Here is a 15,529-nt window from a genome sequence, read left to right as displayed (position 1 = left end):
GAAGGATAGCGGAAACCCTCCGTGCTCCAAAGATACAGGAGCTAGGTAGGCTCAGGGGGCAGTACCCCCGCCCGTGATCGAGGAGTCCCGTTGAGCGCCGCCGAGCCCATAGACGAGCAGTCGCACGTACCGCCGATGACGACGCGCGTCGTCATCGCCGAGGACGAGGCGCTGATCCGGCTCGATCTCAAGGAGATGCTGGAGGAGGAGGGCTACTCCGTCGTCGGTGACTGCGGCGACGGCGAGACTGCCGTCAAGCTGGCGGAGGAGCACCGGCCGGATCTGGTGATCCTCGATGTGAAGATGCCGATCCTGGACGGGATCTCCGCCGCCGAGCAGATCGCGAAGGCGAAGATCGCCCCCGTTCTGATGCTGACCGCGTTCTCCCAGCGCGAGCTGGTCGAGCGGGCGCGGGATGCCGGGGCGATGGCCTATCTCGTGAAGCCGTTCAGCAAGAGCGATCTGGTGCCGGCCATAGAGATGGCGGTGAGCCGGTTCCAGGAGTTGCGGGCGCTGGAGCTCGAGGTCGCGGATCTGTCGTTGCGGCTGGAGACCCGGAAGCTGGTGGACCGGGCGAAGAGCGTGCTGCAGACGAAGTACGGCCTGTCCGAGCCGGCGGCGTTCCGCTGGATCCAGAAGACGTCGATGGACCGGCGGATGTCGATGCAGCAGGTGGCGCAGGCCGTGATCGACGAGGTTCCGGAGAAGTAGCCGGGGAGCGATGTGACGAAGGGCCGCACCGTTGTCACGGTGCGGCCCTTCGGCGTGGAGGACTCAGTCCTCGCCGAGGTACGCCTTTCGCACGGATTCGTCGTGGAGCAGGTCCGCGCCGGTTCCGTTCAGGACGATCTTGCCGATCTCCATCACGTGGCCCTGGTCGGCGAGCGAGAGCGCGGCCTGCGCGTTCTGTTCGACGAGCAGGATCGTGGTGCCCTGGGATTTGAGCTCGGCGATCGTGTGCATGATCTTCTGCATCATGATCGGGGAGAGGCCCATGGAGGGCTCGTCGAGCATGAGCAGTTTGGGTCGCGACATCAGTGCGCGGCCCATGGCGAGCATCTGCTGTTCACCGCCGGAGAGGGTTCCCGCGGCCTGCTTCCTGCGTTCCCCGAGGATGGGGAAGAGGTCGTAGGCGCGCTTGATGTCCTGGGCGATGGCTGCCTTGTCGTTGCGCAGGTACGCCCCGAGCTGCAGGTTGTTCTCGATGGTGAGGCGGGGGAAGATGTGGCGGCCTTCGGGGGAGTGGGCGAGGCCCAGCGCCACGATCTTGTGTGCCGGCACCTTGTCCAGCGACTGGCCGCCGAAGCTGATCTTGCCGCTGAGCGGCTTGATGAGCCCGGACAGCGTGCGCAGGGTGGTGGTCTTGCCCGCACCGTTGGTGCCGATGAGGGTGACGACCTGGCCTTCTTCGACGCTGAACGAGATGCCCTTGACGGCTTCGATTTTGCCGTAGGCGACGCGCAGGTCCTCGACTTCGAGCAGTGCGGTCATCGTTCGCCTTCCGTACCTATGGTGCTGGTGGTGCTGCCGGTCGCGGTTTCCGCTGCCTCGACCTCGGCGAGTTCTTCGTCGCCCGGGGCTCCTTCGAAGGGTTCACCGAGGTAGGCGGCGATGACGCGGTCGTCGCGCTGGACGACCTCGCTGGTGCCTTCGACGAGTTTCTCGCCCTGGACGAGTACGGAGACGCGGTCGCAGAGGTTGAAGATGAAGCGCATGTCGTGCTCGATGACGAGGACGGCGATGCCCATGTCGCGGATGGCGAAGACGAGTTCCTCGGTGGTGCGGGTTTCCTGGGGGTTCATTCCCGCGGTGGGTTCGTCGAGGAGCAGCAGTCCGGGGTCGCTCGCGAGGGCGCGGGCGATCTCCAGTTTGCGCTGGTCGCCGTAGGGGAGGTTGCGCGCCAGGTGTTCGGCCTTGGCTTCGAGGCCGATGAAGGCGAGCAGTTCCATGGCGCGGTCCCGGGAGGCGGCTTCGGCGCGTTTGAAGCCGGGGCCGCGCAGGAGCGCTGAGAACAGGCCTTCTTTGGTGCGGGTGTGGCGGCCGACGAGCACGTTTTCCAGGACGGTCATGTTGGCGAAGAGCCGGATGTTCTGGAAGGTGCGGGCGATGCCGGCCTGGGTGACGAGGTGGGGCTTGGGCGGCAGGACCTTGCCCTGGTAGCTGACGGTGCCCTCGGTGGGCACGTACAGGCCGGTGAGGCAGTTGAAGAAGGTGGTCTTGCCGGCGCCGTTGGGGCCGATGAGGCCGACGATCTCTCCGGTGTTGACGGTGAGGTCGACGGATCTGACGGCGGTGAGGCCGCCGAATCGCATGGTGACGCCGGAGGCGTGCAGCAGGGGGGTGCCGGGGGTGGGGCCGGCTGCGGGGGTGGTGGTGTCGGTGGTCATGCTGCTTCTCACGCCCCTGCCTTGCTGGAGTCGACGTTGGCGTCGGCGAGGGTGAGTTGCTTGGGGACGGCGAGCTGGTCGGTCTCGTGGTATTCGAGTTTGGACCGGCGGTTGACGACCAGGCCCTCGGGGCGGAAGCGCATCAGGAGGATGAGCGCGAGGCCGAAGAGGAGGAGCTGGTAGTCGTGCATGAATTGCAGCTTGACCGGGATGAGGTAGAGCAGTGAGGCGCCGATGAGGGGGCCGCTCACGGTTCCCATGCCGCCGAGGATGACGGCGGCGAGGAGGAACGCGGAGTTGGGTGGTGCGGTTCCGGCGAATTCGAATTGGTCGGGTGTGACGCTGTAGGTCACGTGTGCCTGTACCGCTCCGGCGAGTCCGGCGAGGCTTGCGCCGAGTGCGAAGGCCATGAGCTTGAGGCGGAAGCCGTTGATGCCCATGGCGGTGGCGGCGGTCTCGTCCTCGCGGATGGCGACCCAGGCGCGGCCGATGCGGGATTCTCCGGCGCGTCGGAAGACGATGACGACGATGGCGGTGAAGAGGAGCATCAGCAGGTAGTAGTTGCCGAACCTACCGAGGCTGTTGATGCCGGTCTCGTGGCTTTCGCCGAAGTTGAACCCGAACATGTCGAGGTCGGGAACGTTGGAGATGCCGTTGGGTCCGTTGGTGATGTCGGGCCCGGTGGTGCCGTTGAGGTTGTTCATGGTGATGCGGAAGATCTCACCGAAGCCGAGGGTGACGATGGCGAGGTAGTCGCCGCGCAGCCGCAGGGTGGGTGCTCCGATGAGGACGCCGAAGACCAGGGAGGCGGCGGCGCCCGCGAGGGCTGCGGCCCAGAAGGGGAACTGGATGCCGAGCGCGGAGGAGGTGGAGCCGGATACGAGGGCGGCGGTGTAGGCGCCGACGCCGAGGAATGCGACGTATCCGAGGTCGAGGAGGCCCGCGAGGCCGACGACGACGTTGAGGCCGAGGGCCACGGTGGCGAAGACCAGGATGTTGACGCCGACGGAGGTGTAGGCGTCGTTGTTCTGGGTGAAGGGGAAGCCGGCCGCCGCGGTGAAGGCGGCGGCGATGGTGACGTTGCGGTGCTTCGTGGTGATGGTGGTCAGCCGGGCGATCAGGCCGCTCTTGGTGAGGGCGGCGAAGCCGAAGGCGACGATGATCAGGAAGCCGACGAAGAGTTCCGCGTACGCGGTGTCGATGCCGTACGTGAAGACGTAGAGGCCGATGCCGAACGCCACGACGATGAGGAGCAGTTCCGCCCAGGAGGGGAGGGTGCGGGCGGGCTTGCGGGGCGGTGCCGCGGCGATCGCGCGCCGGAAGGTCTCCCAGGCGTTGGCGGGTGCGGTGAGGTCACCGCTGTCGCCCCGGATGGGCAGGCCGAGGGCTCCGACGAGCGCGACCAGGGACGCGGCGGCCGCGACGTAGGCGCCGGGTTCGAGGTTGACGGCGCCATTGAGTTCCACGGTGATGCTCGCGACCGTGTACCAGACGACGCCGAACACTCCGAGGGTGAGCAGGAGCAGGGGGCTGTCGGTGCCGGCGGGGTTCAGCCAGCGCAGTCCCCGTACGCCGTAGGACGCGGCGGTGAAGAGCACGGTGAGGAGCGCGCCGACGAGGGCGAGCACCTGGAGGCCGCCGGGGTAGCCGGTGACGGTGAGGTCGCCGGGGAATTCGGAGGTCCAGGTCCAGGCGAGGAAGGTGGAGACCGCGGTGGCGGCGCCGCCGATGGCGACGAGTGCGCGGGCGGTCTTCTCCTGGAGCGGGATGATCCCCTGCTGCCGGGGGGTGGTGTCTGTGGTCATGTGGATCACGCCCGATCCGCGACGCGTTCGCCGAGCAGGCCCTGGGGCCGGATCAGCAGGACGAGGATGAGCAGGACGAAGGCCCAGACGTCCTTCCAGGCGGAGCCGAACTGGCCCATGCCGGGAATGTTGTCGATGTAGCCGGTGGCGAGCGCTTCCGCGATGCCGAGGGTGATGCCGCCGAGCATGGCGCCGTAGATGTTGCCGATGCCGCCGAGTACTGCCGCGGTGAAGGCCTTGAGGCCCATCAGGAAGCCCATGCGGTAGCTGATCTGGCCGTCCTTGAGCCCGTAGGCGACGGCTGCGACGGCGGCGAACGCGGCACCGATGGCGAAGGCCATGACGATGATGCGGTCGGTGTTGATGCCCATCAGCTTGGCGGTGTCGGGGTCCTGGCTGGTCGCTTGCATGCCGCGGCCCATGCGGGTCTTGGCGACGAACAGGCCGAGGGCGAGCATGCAGACCGGGGCGGCGATGAGCAGGAAGATCGTGCCGCGCTGGATGGTGACGCTGCCGAGGTGGAAGGGCTCACCGGAGAAGCGCGGGAAGGGGTGGTCCTTGTTCGCGTCCGGGTACCACTTCCAGATGGCCTGCTGGAGGGCGATGGACAGGCCGATCGCGGTGATGAGAGGCGCCAGCCGGGGGGCGTTGCGCAGTGGCCGGTAGGCGAAGCGCTCGGCGGCGACGGCGACGCCGACGGAGCAGACGACGCCTCCGACGATCATGAGGGGGAGTGCGACCCAGAGGGCGGTGCCGTTGGGAAGGACGAGGAAGGCGGTGAGGGCGCCGAATCCCCCGATCATGAAGATCTCGCCATGGGCGAAGTTGATGAGCTGGACGATGCCGTAGACCATCGTGTAGCCGATTGCTATCAGTCCGTACAACGCGCCGAGTATCAGGCCGTTGGCCAGCTGTTGCGGCAGTTCGTGCACCGCAGGGCCTCCGTGGAGTGGGACGGATACGGCCGACCGCGCGGGCGCTGATGCGGCCCGCGCGGCCGGTTGCGTACTTACAGGGGGGTGCTGCGGTGGGTCAGGTGCGGGTGGGGCGTGGTGCGAGTGGTCAGCTCTGGTTGAACACGCCGCTCTTGATCGGCGCCCACTTGCCGCCCTTGACCTGGTACACGGTGAGCTGCTTGTTGGTGGTGTCGCCGAACTCGTCGAAGGAGACGGTGCCGGTCACGCCGTTGAAGGAGACCTTGGACGTGGCGGCGGTGATCTTCGCGCGAGCGTCGGTCGGGAGCTTGCCGCCGTTGTCGTTGATGACCGTCTTGACGGCCTGGATGATGGCCCAGGCGGAGTCGTAGGAGTAGCCGCCGTACGCTTCGAAGGCCTGCTTGTAGCCTGCGGCCGCGTAGTCGGCGACGAACTTCTTCGCGGACGGGAGGGTCTCGACGGGCGCGCCGACCGAGGTGGCGAGGTCGCCTTCGGCCTTCTTGTTCAGCTTGACGTAGTCGGCGCTGTACATGCCGTCGCCGCCCATGAGCGGGATGGCCACGCCGTTGTCCTTGAGCTGCTGGCTCAGCGGACCGGCGGCGGGGTACTCGCCGCCGTAGTAGACCGCTTCGGCGCCGGCGGCCTTGACCTTGGTGACGATGGCGTTGAAGTCGCGGTCGTCGGGGTTGACGTGGGCGGTGCCGACGACCTTGCCGCCGAGCTTGGTGAACTCGCCGGTGAAGGTGGCGGCGAGGCCGGCGCCGTAGGTCTTCTGGTCGTCGATGACGTAGACCTTGGTCTTCTTGGCTTCGCCGAAGAGGTACTGCGCGGCGAACGGGCCCTGGATGGCGTCCGTGGTCGCGGTGCGGAAGTACGACTTGAACGGGCGGGCCTTCGTGCCCGTGGCCCACTTTTCGCCCTGGGTCAGGGACGGGTTCGTGTTGGCGGGGGAGATCTCGACGAGGTTCGCGCCGTCGAAGATCTTCTGCATCGACTGGGCGACGGAGGAGTTCAGCGGGCCGACGACCCCGAGGACGGTGCTGTCACCGACGAGCTTGGTGGCGTTCTGCTGGCCGGGGCCGGGCTTGCCCTGGTCGTCCAGCGCCTGGATCTTGAACGTGACGCCCGGGACCTCTTTGGTCTTGTTCGCCGTGTTGGCGGCGAGCTCGACGGAGTTCTTGATGCCCTGGCCGAGCGCGGACAGGTCGCCGGTCAACGGAGCGTCGACCCCGATGACGACGGTGGTGTTGGCGCCGTCGTCGCCCTTCTTGCTGTCGTCACTGCGGGAGCCGCAGGCGGTGAGGGTGAGGGCCCCAGTGGTGAGCACGGAGGTCAGTAGCAGCAAGGAACGGTGTCGCACGATCAGTCCTTTCCCCAGGCGCGGCCTGCTCTGGTGAGAGGCCGAGTCGTGCGCTGGAACCCGAACTGGCGAATCCGGTGGCGCGGTGACTGGCCGTGACTCTAGGCCTGTGTGGGGAACTCGGGCAGCGGTGCGGGAAGAGTGTGACTGTCTTGTTATGCCGGATGGAAACTCTTGAGGTTTTGTTGAGGTTCCGTGGGGTATTTGGGCAGGTTTGTCACCCTGTCCGCATGTTTTATGTCGTTGTTCGGATATCGAGAACCCGCACTTCCGCTACGGCGTGGAAGGGCTGCCGGTGGGTGTCGGGCGGCAGATTCGGTGGAGGAATGCGGAGAGGTCGCGGGGGTATCCGCCGCCGAAGATGAAGCTCTGATTCTGTATTGCGCGCGCGTTACGCAGCGTTACGTCCAGAACAGGAAGATCGACGTCGAGGGGTAGTCCGGAACATTTGCGAACGATCATCTTTATCGTGATGTGCCGGGTTGTTCCCTGCTTCACCGTCAATGGTATCGAAGGGCCGATTTCGGCACCGAGTCCCTCGAATGAGGGAGTAACACGGAGAATCGTCACGGGAGTTCCGTCCCGCACGCTCACCACGAATCCGAACACCCCGGAAGCGGCAGCCGGCTTGGGCTGCAGGCGGCCCGACTCGTAGGCGATGTAGGTGACCTGCGCAGGCCACGGGCCGAGGTCGGGCACCGGCTCGGGGGTGCGCATCGCGTGGCCCAGACTGATGACCGCGACGGCGGCCAGCGCCGCGGTGGCGGCCTTGACCGCGCGCCGCCCGCGGACGGACAGCGCGGCCCGGCGCACTTCCCAGAGGCGGGCCCAACGGGCGGGCAGCAGCGGGGTGTTGACGCTGGGTGTTCCGCCGCCGGGGCCTTCCACCGGGCCGATGCCGCTCATCGGGCCCCGATCCCGGTGCGTTCGGGCGGTCCGAGGGCGCGGGCGGGCGCGCGCCGGCGCCGCGCGTGCCGGATCCCTGCTGCCGCCATGGCCGCCCCCCTGCCGAAAACGCTAGGGCCTCCGGGCCCGCGCGACAACGGTGCGGGCCCGGCCGGTCGGTCAGACCGTGGTGGCCCCGGGGCCTGAGGGGCGCAGCATGCAGGTGAGGCGGGCGGTACAGACGCGCTTGTCGTCCTCGTCGGTGATGACGACCTCGTAGGTGGCCGAGGAGCGGCCGCGGTGGACGGGGGTGGCGACGCCGGTGACGTTGCCGGAGCGGATGCCGCGGTGGTGCGTGGCGTTGAGGTCCACGCCGACGGCGAGCTTGCCGGGGCCGCCGTGCAGCATCGCGCCGACGGATCCGAGCGTCTCGGCGAGGACGGCGGAGGCGCCGCCGTGCAGCAGGCCGTAGGGCTGGGTGTTGCCCTCGACGGGCATGACGCCGACGACGCGGTCGGGGGAGGCCTCGGTGATCCGGATGCTCATGCGGTCGCCGAGGTGGCCGGCCGAGAACAGGGCGGGCAGGTCGAGGCCGAGGCCGGACCACTGCGCCAGGATCTCCTGTGGGAACTGCGTGCTCGTCTGCTCGCCCATGCGGCCGGCTCCGATCGTCATCGTTCGGTGGGGGTCGGTAATCGGTGTACTGGTCAGCTTTCTACCTGACGGTAGTCACGATCCGTGCACCGGGGCCGTCCGCTCCAGGCGTACGACCACCGACTTCGACGCCGGGGTGTTGCTGGTGTCCGCGGTGTGGTCGAGCGGAACCAGGACGTTCGTCTCGGGGTAGTAGGCGGCGGCGCAGCCGCGCGGGGTGGGGTAGTGCACGACGCGGAAGCCGTCGGCGCGGCGTTCCGTGCCGTCGGTCCACTCGCCGACGAGGTCGGCGTAGGAGCCGTCGGGAAGCCCGAGGGCGTCCGCGTCGGCGGGGTTGACCATGACGACGCGGCGGCCGCCCTTGATGCCCCGGTAGCGGTCGTCGAGCCCGTAGATCGTGGTGTTGTACTGGTCGTGCGAGCGCAGCGTCTGCAGCAGCAGCCGGCCTTCGGGCAGGGCCGGGTACTCGACCGGTGAGGTGGTGAAGTTGGCCTTGCCGTTGGCGGTGGGGAAGGTGCGGGTGTCGCGCGGGGCGTGCGGCAGGGTGAAACCGCCGGGGTGGCGGACCTTGGTGTTGAAGCCGTCGAAGCCGGGCACGACGCGGGAGATCCGGTCGCGCACCAGGTCGTAGTCGGCTTCGAGGGCGGCCCACGGGACGGCGGTGTCGTGGCCGAAGGTGGCGCGGGCGAGCCGGCAGACGATCGCGGTCTCCGACAGCAGGTGCGGGGAGGCGGGCCGCAGGGAGCCGTGCGAGGCGTGCACCATGCCCATGGAGTCCTCGACGGTGACGAACTGCTCGCCGCCCGCCTGGATGTCCTTCTCGGTGCGGCCCAGGGTGGGCAGGATCAGGGCGCGCGATCCGGTGATGACGTGCGAGCGGTTGAGCTTCGTGGACACGTGCACGGTCAGGGCCGCGTTGCGCATGGCGGATTCGGTGACGAGGGTGTCGGGGGAGGCGGCCACGAAGTTGCCGCCCATGGCGAAGAAGACCTTCGCCGTGCCGTCGCGCAGCGCGCGGATGGCACGGACGACGTCGAGGCCGTGCTCGCGCGGCGGCGCGAAGCCGAACTCCTTCTCCAGCGCGTCGAGAAAGGCGGGGGCGGGGCGTTCGAAGATGCCCATGGTGCGGTCGCCCTGCACGTTGCTGTGGCCGCGCACCGGGCACACGCCGGCGCCGGGGCGGCCGATGTTGCCGCGCAGCAGCAGGAAGTTGACGACTTCCTTGATGGTGGGGACGGCGTGCTTGTGCTGGGTCAGGCCCATCGCCCAGCACACGACGACGCTCTTCGCGTCCAGGACCATCGCGAGCAGCCGGTCGATCTCGGCGCGCTCCAGGCCGGTGGCGCGCAGCACCTCGTCCCAGTCGGTGGTGCGCGCGGCGGCCGCGAAGTCCTCGTAGCCGTGCGTGTGCTCGTCGATGAAGGGGCGGTCGACGGCGCCGGCTTCGACGATCAGCCGGTTCAGGGCACGGAAGAGTGCCTGGTCCCCGCCGAGCCGGATCTGCAGGAACAGGTCGGTCAGCGCGGTGCCGGGGCCGGCGAGGCCGCGGGCGTTCTGCGGGTTCTTGAAGCGCTCCAGGCCCGCTTCGGGCAGCGGGTTGACGGTGACGATCTTCGCGCCCCGCTGCTTGGCCTTCTCCAGGGCGGAGAGCATCCGGGGGTGGTTGGTGCCCGGGTTCTGCCCGGCGACGATGATCAGGTCGGCGCGGTACAGGTCCTCCAGGAGCACGCTGCCCTTGCCGACGCCGATGGTCTCGGTGAGCGCGGAGCCCGAGGATTCGTGGCACATGTTCGAGCAGTCCGGCAGGTTGTTGGTGCCCAGCCGGCGGGCGAAGAGCTGGTAGAGGAAGGCGGCCTCGTTGCTGGTGCGACCCGAGGTGTAGAACACCGCCTGGTCGGGCGACGTGAGCGCGCGCAGCTCCTCGGCGACGATGTCGAAGGCCCGCTCCCAGGGCACCGGCACGTAGTGGTCGGCGCCCTCGGCCAGGTACATGGGCTGGGTGAGGCGGCCCTGCTGGCCCAGCCAGTAGCCGCTCCGCCGTGCCAGGTCGGAGACCGGGTGCCCGGCGAAGAAGTCGGGCGTGACCCGGCGCAGCGTCGCCTCCTCGGCGACGGCCTTGGCGCCGTTCTCGCAGAACTCGGCCTTGTGGCGGTGCTCGGGCTCGGGCCAGGCGCAGCCGGGGCAGTCGAAGCCGTCCTTCTGGTTGACCTTGAGCAGGGTGAGCGCGGTGCGGCGCACCCCCATCTGCTGCTGGGCCATCTTCAGGGTGTGCGCGACCGCGGGCAGGCCCGCGGCGGAGTGCTGCGGCGCTGTGACGTCGGGTGCGTCCTGTACGGGGTCGCCCGCGGGGGGTTTCGCTGCCATGTGTCCGATCCTGCCACGCCGCACGGTCACCCGCTCAGGCGCGTCGCGGGTCCGGTGCCGGGCGTTGGCGGGGCTTGTCAGTGGGGCGTGGGAGTATCGAGGACGTGGCAGCAAAGGCATCGAAGACGAGCGAAGCGACCGGCACGGCACCCGCGGCGGGGGGACGGCCCCGGCTGCTCCTGCTCGACGGGCACTCCCTGGCGTACCGGGCGTTCTACGCCCTGCCGGTGGAGAACTTCAACACCGCCACCGGCCAGCCGACGAACGCCGTGTACGGCTTCACGTCTATGCTGGCGAACACGCTGCGTGACGAGAAGCCGACGCATCTGGCCGTCGCCTTCGACGTCTCGCGCAAGACGTGGCGGTTCGACGAGTTCCCGGAGTACAAGGCGACCCGTTCCAAGACTCCCGACGAGTTCCGCAGCCAGGTGGAGCTGATCGGCGAGCTGCTGGACGCGATGGGCGTCAAGCGGTTCGCGGTGGAGCGGTACGAGGCGGACGACATCATCGCCACGCTGGCCACGCAGGCGGAGGCCGCGGGGTTCGACGTCCTCATCGTGACCGGTGACCGGGACGCGTTCCAGCTCGTCAGCGAGCACACGACGGTGCTGTACCCGACGAAGGGCGTCTCGGAGCTGACCCGGTTCACGCCGGCGAAGGTCGAGGAGAAGTACGGCCTGTCGCCGTCGCAGTACCCGGACTTCGCGGCGCTGCGCGGCGACCCGTCGGACAACCTGCCCGGCATTCCCGGCGTGGGGGAGAAGACCGCCACCAAGTGGATCACCCAGTTCGGGTCGTTCGCGGCGCTGATGGAGCGGGCGGACGAGGTCAAGGGCAAGGCGGGGGAGAACCTGCGCGCGCACCTGGACGCGGTCAAGCTCAACCGCAAGCTGACGGAGATGGTGCGCGACGTCGAGCTGCCGTGCGGCCCGGTGGAGCTGGAGCGCGCGGCGTACGACCGTGACGCGCTGAACATCGTGCTGGAGACCCTGGAGTTCCGTAACCAGAACTTCCGCGACCGGCTGTTCGCGGCGGATCCGGGTGCCAAGGAGGAAGAGGCCCAGGTCGCCGAGGGCGTCGCCGTGGAGGGTGCGCAGCTCGTCGACGGCGGTCTGCGCGAGTGGCTGGAGGGGCACGCCGCCGAACCGCTCGGCATGGCCACCGTCGACACGTGGTCGCTGGGCAGCGGCACCGTCACCCAGGTCGCGCTGGCCGGGGCCGAGGGGCCGGCGCTGTGGTTCGACCCGGTGCGGCTGGACGAGGCGGACGAGAAGGTGTTCGCGGCGTGGATCGCGGACCCCGCCCGCCCCAAGGTGCTGCACAACGCGAAGAACGTGATGCGGGTCTTCGCCGAGCACGGCTGGACGGTGGCCGGCGTCAGCATGGACACCGCGCTCGCCGCCTACCTGATCAGGCCCGGCCGCCGCTCCTTCGCCCTGGACGTGCTGTCGGTGGAGTACCTGGGCCGTGAGCTGGCACCGCCCGGCGCCGTGAGCGGGCAGCTGGCGTTCGGCGAGGAGGAAGAGGACTCCGCCGCGCTCGACGCGCTGATGGTGCAGGCGCGCACGGTCCTGGACCTCGGTGCCGCGTTCATCGGCCGGCTGGAGCAGGACGGCGCGACGGGACTGCTGCGGGACGTGGAGCTGCCGACGTCGGCGCTGCTCGCCCGGATGGAGCGGTCCGGGATCGCGGCCGACCGCGCCCACCTGGAGCGGCTGGAGCAGCGCTTCGCCGACGCCGTGCAGCAGGCGGTGGCCGAGGCGCACACCGCGGTGGGGCACGAGTTCAACCTCGGTTCGCCCAAGCAGCTCCAGGAGGTGCTGTTCGGGGAGCTGGGCCTGCCGAAGACGAAGAAGACCAAGACCGGGTTCACCACGGACGCCGACGCGCTGGCGTGGCTGGCCGCGCAGACCGACCACGAGCTGCCGGTGATCATGCTGCGCCACCGGGAGCAGGCCAAGCTGCGGGTGACGGTCGAGGGCCTGATCAAGACGATCTCGCCGGACGGACGGATCCACACCTCGTTCAGCCAGACCGTGGCCGCCACCGGCCGGCTGTCGTCCACCGACCCCAACCTGCAGAACGTGCCGGTCCGTACCGACGAGGGGCGCGAGATCCGGCGGGGCTTCGTCGTCGGCGAGGGCTTCGAGTCGCTGCTGACGGCGGACTACAGCCAGATCGAACTGCGGGTGATGGCCCACCTGTCGGAGGACGCGGGCCTGATCGACGCGTTCAACACCGGCGAGGACCTGCACACCACCGTCGGCTCGCACGTCTTCAGCGTTCCCAAGGACGCGGTGGACGCCGAGATGCGGCGCAAGATCAAGGCCATGTCGTACGGGCTGGCCTACGGGCTGTCCGCGTTCGGCCTGTCGCAGCAGCTGAGCATCAGCCCGGGTGAGGCGAGCGCGCTGATGGAGACGTACTTCGAGCGGTTCGGCGGCGTGCGGGACTATCTGCAGCGCGTCGTGGAGGAGGCCCGCGGCACCGGCTACACCGAGACGCTGCTGGGCCGCCGCCGCTACCTGCCCGACCTCAACAGCGACAACCGGCAGCGCCGCGAGATGGCCGAGCGGATGGCGCTGAACGCGCCGATCCAGGGCTCGGCCGCCGATATCGTCAAGCTCGCGATGCTCCGGGTCGGCGAGGCGCTCACCGAGGAGAAGCTGACCTCGCGGATGCTCCTGCAGGTGCACGACGAAATCGTGGTGGAGATCGCGCCGGGCGAGCGCGAGCGCGTGGAGGAGGTGGTGCGCCGCGAGATGGCCGGCGCCTACCCGCTGCGCGCCCCGCTCGACGTCTCGGTGGGTGTCGGCAGGGACTGGGAGTCCGCGGCCCACTGACGGCGCCGCCTGCGGCGCAGGCGGGCGGCGGCCGCGTACAGCAGCGCGCCGCCCGCCAGCCCCGCCCCCGCGCCGAAGGCCGCCGTGGGGATCATCTCCGGCAGGGACTCCGGTGGCCTGACGGCGTACTCCCGCAGAAGGCGCACGGTCGAGCCGGCCACCGCGCAGCCGGCCAGCAGTGCGACGGCGCCGCCGCGCCCGCGGGCCGTCAGCCGCGGCAGCCGCGCGGGCGGCGGCCCCTGCGGGGCGGCGCGCAGCGCCCGGACGGTGAACGCGGCCAGCACCAGCAGCGCCGCCGCCGAACTGCCGTACTGCAGCCACTGGTACAGCGGCTCCTCGTGCACCACGGTGTCCAGCACCGGCAGCATCCGCACCCCCCACCGGCCGTGGTGGGTGAAGGCGTCCCAGCCGACGTGGGTGGCCGCACCGATCGTCGCGGAGAGCCAGAACCAGCCCGCCGCCCGCGCCGACCACGGCCTCCGGTCCCCGCCGAACAGCGTCCCGGCCCGCCCCTGCCACCGCTCGGGCAGCAGGGCCAGCAGCGGATCGCGCAGGAACAGCCAGCCGCCCACCAACCCTGCGGCGATCAGCGGATCGAGGGTCGGGACCGCGGCCGGCGAGTGCGTCACCCGGCCGAACGGGAAGACCCCGGACACCACCGACGCGGCGAAGTACGGCATGTCGGGGGAGAAGGAACCCGCGACGAGCGCCGCCGTGATCAGCGGCCCGCGAGCGGTTCCGTTCCGGCGCAGCACCGGCAGTACCGCTGCCGCGTGGCTCAAGGTGAACGGCATCAATCCCCCTCGTGAAGTGATCTCTGCCGTCCAGTATGCGGAGGGACGCACGGTGGATGCGCGCCAAGAGTTCCCGTAGGGTCCGTGGGGTTGCGGCGCGGTAACGCGCTCATCACGCATGTGGGAGGGACCGCAGACATGGCAGCGCGATACATACGGCGGATACGCGCGATCCGCCGCGGCGCGGCAGGCACGGCGGTCGCCGCACTGGCGGTCGCGGCGCTCAGCGCCTCGCAGGCACCCGGCTTCGCCCAGGCGGAACGCGCGCGCAACGCGGTCCCCAAGCCGCCCCCGGGCCCGCAGATCGACGGCGGGTCGCCGTTCTACAGCGCCCTGCCGCCCGAGGACCCCAGCGGCCTGGCCGTGGGCGGCACTTCGGCCCCCACGCCCACCGGCGGCACCGGCGCCGGCGTCGACACCGGCGGCACGGGCCTGCCCGGCACGGTGCTGGACGCCTACCGCAGGGCGCAGTTGGCCATCGCGACCTCCGACGCCGGGTGCAGGCTGCCCTGGGAACTGCTGGCCGCGATCGGGCAGGTCGAATCCGGTCAGGCCGGCGGCGGAGCCGTCGACGCGCAGGGCACCACGTACAAGCCGATCCTGGGCCCGGTCCTGGACGGTGTCGGGTTCGCGAACATCTCGGACAGCGACGGCGGCGCCTACGACGGGGACACCGTTCACGACCGCGCGGTCGGGCCGATGCAGTTCATCCCCTCCACCTGGGCCAGCTGGGGAGCCGACGGCAACGCCGACGGTGTGAAGAACCCGAACAACATCTACGACGCCGCCCTCGCCGCGGGCCACTACCTGTGCGCCGACAACCGCGACCTGTCGGTCTCCGCGGACATCGACCGGGCGATCCTCGGCTACAACCACTCCCAGGACTACCTGCACACCGTCAGGGCCTGGTTCCAGCACTTCAAGGAGCAGGGGGCCGTCGCGGTCCCGGACAGCGGCCGCGCACCGGTCACCGGCCCCAGGTCCCGGCCGCCGGCCACCCCCGGGGCGAAGCCGGGCACCGGCCCGTCCCCCACGGTCACCGGCTCCCCCTCGCCGTCGCCGTCCGCGACGGTCCCGTCGGCCCCGCCGACCACCCGCCCCGGCACGCCCACCACCACGCCGAGCGCCACCTCCTCGCCGTCGCCCAAGCCGACGCCGACGCCCACGCCGACCGGAACCCCCACCCCGGGCTGCCCGACGCCGACGCCCACCCCGAGCGGGTCCGCCTCGCCGTCGCCCACGCCGACCGGCACCCCGACGCCGACGCCCACCCCGACCGACGGCTCCTGCCCCACCCCCACGCCCAGCACGTCCCCGACGCCGACTCCCACGACGGCGGCCGCGAGTCCGAGCGCGGCACCGTCGACGAGCCCGGCGCCCGCGGCCGGCTGACCCGGCGCCCGTCCGCCACCGAACACCCCGAGCCCGGCCCCGCCTTCACGGCGGGGCCGGGCTCGTTCACGTCCCGGCCGGGTTCGTTCGAGGGGCGGCCGCATTCGATC

At 70.1% G+C, this 15,529-nt stretch carries 12 protein-coding genes; 3 read left to right on the top strand and 9 right to left on the bottom strand.

Translation table 11 applies throughout. The annotated features are described in order from the left end of the window. The first annotated feature begins 135 nt into the window (after window positions 1–135). Window positions 136–711: an ANTAR domain-containing response regulator gene (locus tag O3X23_RS17800; protein ID WP_269272410.1), complete on the top strand. Its 576-nt coding sequence runs from the start codon at window positions 136–138 to the stop codon at window positions 709–711. A 63-nt stretch (window positions 712–774) separates the two neighbouring features. Here the strand turns inward: O3X23_RS17800 and O3X23_RS17795 are convergent, their stop codons facing one another. The 8 genes from O3X23_RS17795 to O3X23_RS17760 form a co-directional block, all read right to left on the bottom strand. Continuing rightward, a complete protein-coding gene (locus tag O3X23_RS17795; protein ID WP_269272385.1) occupies window positions 775–1,491 on the bottom strand; it encodes an ABC transporter ATP-binding protein in 717 nt (238 codons plus the stop codon). Further along, window positions 1,488–2,387 carry an ABC transporter ATP-binding protein gene (locus O3X23_RS17790; RefSeq protein WP_269272384.1) on the bottom strand — a complete coding sequence of 300 codons (900 nt, stop codon included), beginning with the start codon at window positions 2,385–2,387 and terminating at the stop codon, window positions 1,488–1,490. The genes O3X23_RS17795 and O3X23_RS17790 overlap by 4 nt, the downstream gene beginning before the upstream one ends. Window positions 2,388–2,395: 8 nt before the next feature. Next, window positions 2,396–4,192: a branched-chain amino acid ABC transporter permease gene (locus tag O3X23_RS17785; protein ID WP_269272383.1), complete on the bottom strand. Its 1,797-nt coding sequence runs from the start codon at window positions 4,190–4,192 to the stop codon at window positions 2,396–2,398. A gap of 5 nt (window positions 4,193–4,197) precedes the next feature. Next, complete coding sequence (locus O3X23_RS17780; RefSeq protein ID WP_269272382.1) at window positions 4,198–5,124, bottom strand: branched-chain amino acid ABC transporter permease; 927 nt, start codon at window positions 5,122–5,124, stop codon at window positions 4,198–4,200. A 130-nt stretch (window positions 5,125–5,254) separates the two neighbouring features. Continuing rightward, window positions 5,255–6,487, bottom strand: a complete 1,233-nt coding sequence (locus O3X23_RS17775; protein WP_269272381.1) for a branched-chain amino acid ABC transporter substrate-binding protein — start codon at window positions 6,485–6,487, stop codon at window positions 5,255–5,257. Window positions 6,488–6,760: 273 nt separating this feature from the next. After that, on the bottom strand, window positions 6,761–7,393 hold the full coding sequence (locus tag O3X23_RS17770) for a hypothetical protein (protein WP_269272380.1): 633 nt from the start codon (window positions 7,391–7,393) through the stop codon (window positions 6,761–6,763). Window positions 7,394–7,552: 159 nt separating this feature from the next. Next, window positions 7,553–8,026 (bottom strand): PaaI family thioesterase, encoded by a 474-nt coding sequence (locus O3X23_RS17765; RefSeq protein ID WP_269272379.1) that lies wholly within the window; start codon window positions 8,024–8,026, stop codon window positions 7,553–7,555. A 75-nt stretch (window positions 8,027–8,101) separates the two neighbouring features. Then, window positions 8,102–10,390, bottom strand: a complete 2,289-nt coding sequence (locus O3X23_RS17760) for an FdhF/YdeP family oxidoreductase (RefSeq protein ID WP_269272378.1) — start codon at window positions 10,388–10,390, stop codon at window positions 8,102–8,104. 104 nt (window positions 10,391–10,494) lie between these two features. Between O3X23_RS17760 and polA the strand changes: the two genes are divergently transcribed. Then, window positions 10,495–13,233, top strand: a complete 2,739-nt coding sequence (gene polA, locus O3X23_RS17755; protein WP_269272377.1) for a DNA polymerase I — start codon at window positions 10,495–10,497, stop codon at window positions 13,231–13,233. On the opposite strand, the gene O3X23_RS17750 is transcribed toward polA, so the two are convergent. After that, window positions 13,164–14,027 (bottom strand): DUF4184 family protein, encoded by an 864-nt coding sequence (locus O3X23_RS17750; protein ID WP_269272376.1) that lies wholly within the window; start codon window positions 14,025–14,027, stop codon window positions 13,164–13,166. The two genes, polA and O3X23_RS17750, sit on opposite strands and share 70 nt — an antisense overlap. A gap of 138 nt (window positions 14,028–14,165) precedes the next feature. On the opposite strand from O3X23_RS17750, the gene O3X23_RS17745 reads away from it, so the two are divergent. Further along, entirely contained in the window at window positions 14,166–15,419 is a 1,254-nt protein-coding gene (locus tag O3X23_RS17745) for a lytic transglycosylase domain-containing protein (RefSeq protein ID WP_269272375.1), read from the top strand. Window positions 15,420–15,529: the final 110 nt, after the last annotated feature.

Origin of the sequence: Streptomyces sp. H39-S7 (assembly GCF_027158205.1) — a bacterium.
GTDB lineage: Bacteria > Actinomycetota > Actinomycetes > Streptomycetales > Streptomycetaceae > Actinacidiphila.
The sequence above is the reverse complement of the archived record's forward strand: the minus strand, read 5'-3'. Positions and strand labels throughout refer to the sequence as shown.

What these genes read in the sequence shown, in the direction of transcription:
- O3X23_RS17745 (WP_269272375.1), top strand. Translation starts at nt 14,166, where the DNA reads ATGGCAGCGCGATACATACGGCGGATACGCGCGATCCGCCGCGGCGCG.
- O3X23_RS17765 (WP_269272379.1), bottom strand. Translation starts at nt 8,026, where the DNA reads ATGGGCGAGCAGACGAGCACGCAGTTCCCACAGGAGATCCTGGCGCAG.
- O3X23_RS17785 (WP_269272383.1), bottom strand. Translation starts at nt 4,192, where the DNA reads ATGACCACAGACACCACCCCCCGGCAGCAGGGGATCATCCCGCTCCAG.
- O3X23_RS17795 (WP_269272385.1), bottom strand. Translation starts at nt 1,491, where the DNA reads ATGACCGCACTGCTCGAAGTCGAGGACCTGCGCGTCGCCTACGGCAAA.
- O3X23_RS17800 (WP_269272410.1), top strand. Translation starts at nt 136, where the DNA reads ATGACGACGCGCGTCGTCATCGCCGAGGACGAGGCGCTGATCCGGCTC.
- O3X23_RS17760 (WP_269272378.1), bottom strand. Translation starts at nt 10,390, where the DNA reads ATGGCAGCGAAACCCCCCGCGGGCGACCCCGTACAGGACGCACCCGAC.
- O3X23_RS17770 (WP_269272380.1), bottom strand. Translation starts at nt 7,393, where the DNA reads ATGAGCGGCATCGGCCCGGTGGAAGGCCCCGGCGGCGGAACACCCAGC.
- O3X23_RS17750 (WP_269272376.1), bottom strand. Translation starts at nt 14,027, where the DNA reads ATGCCGTTCACCTTGAGCCACGCGGCAGCGGTACTGCCGGTGCTGCGC.
- O3X23_RS17790 (WP_269272384.1), bottom strand. Translation starts at nt 2,387, where the DNA reads ATGACCACCGACACCACCACCCCCGCAGCCGGCCCCACCCCCGGCACC.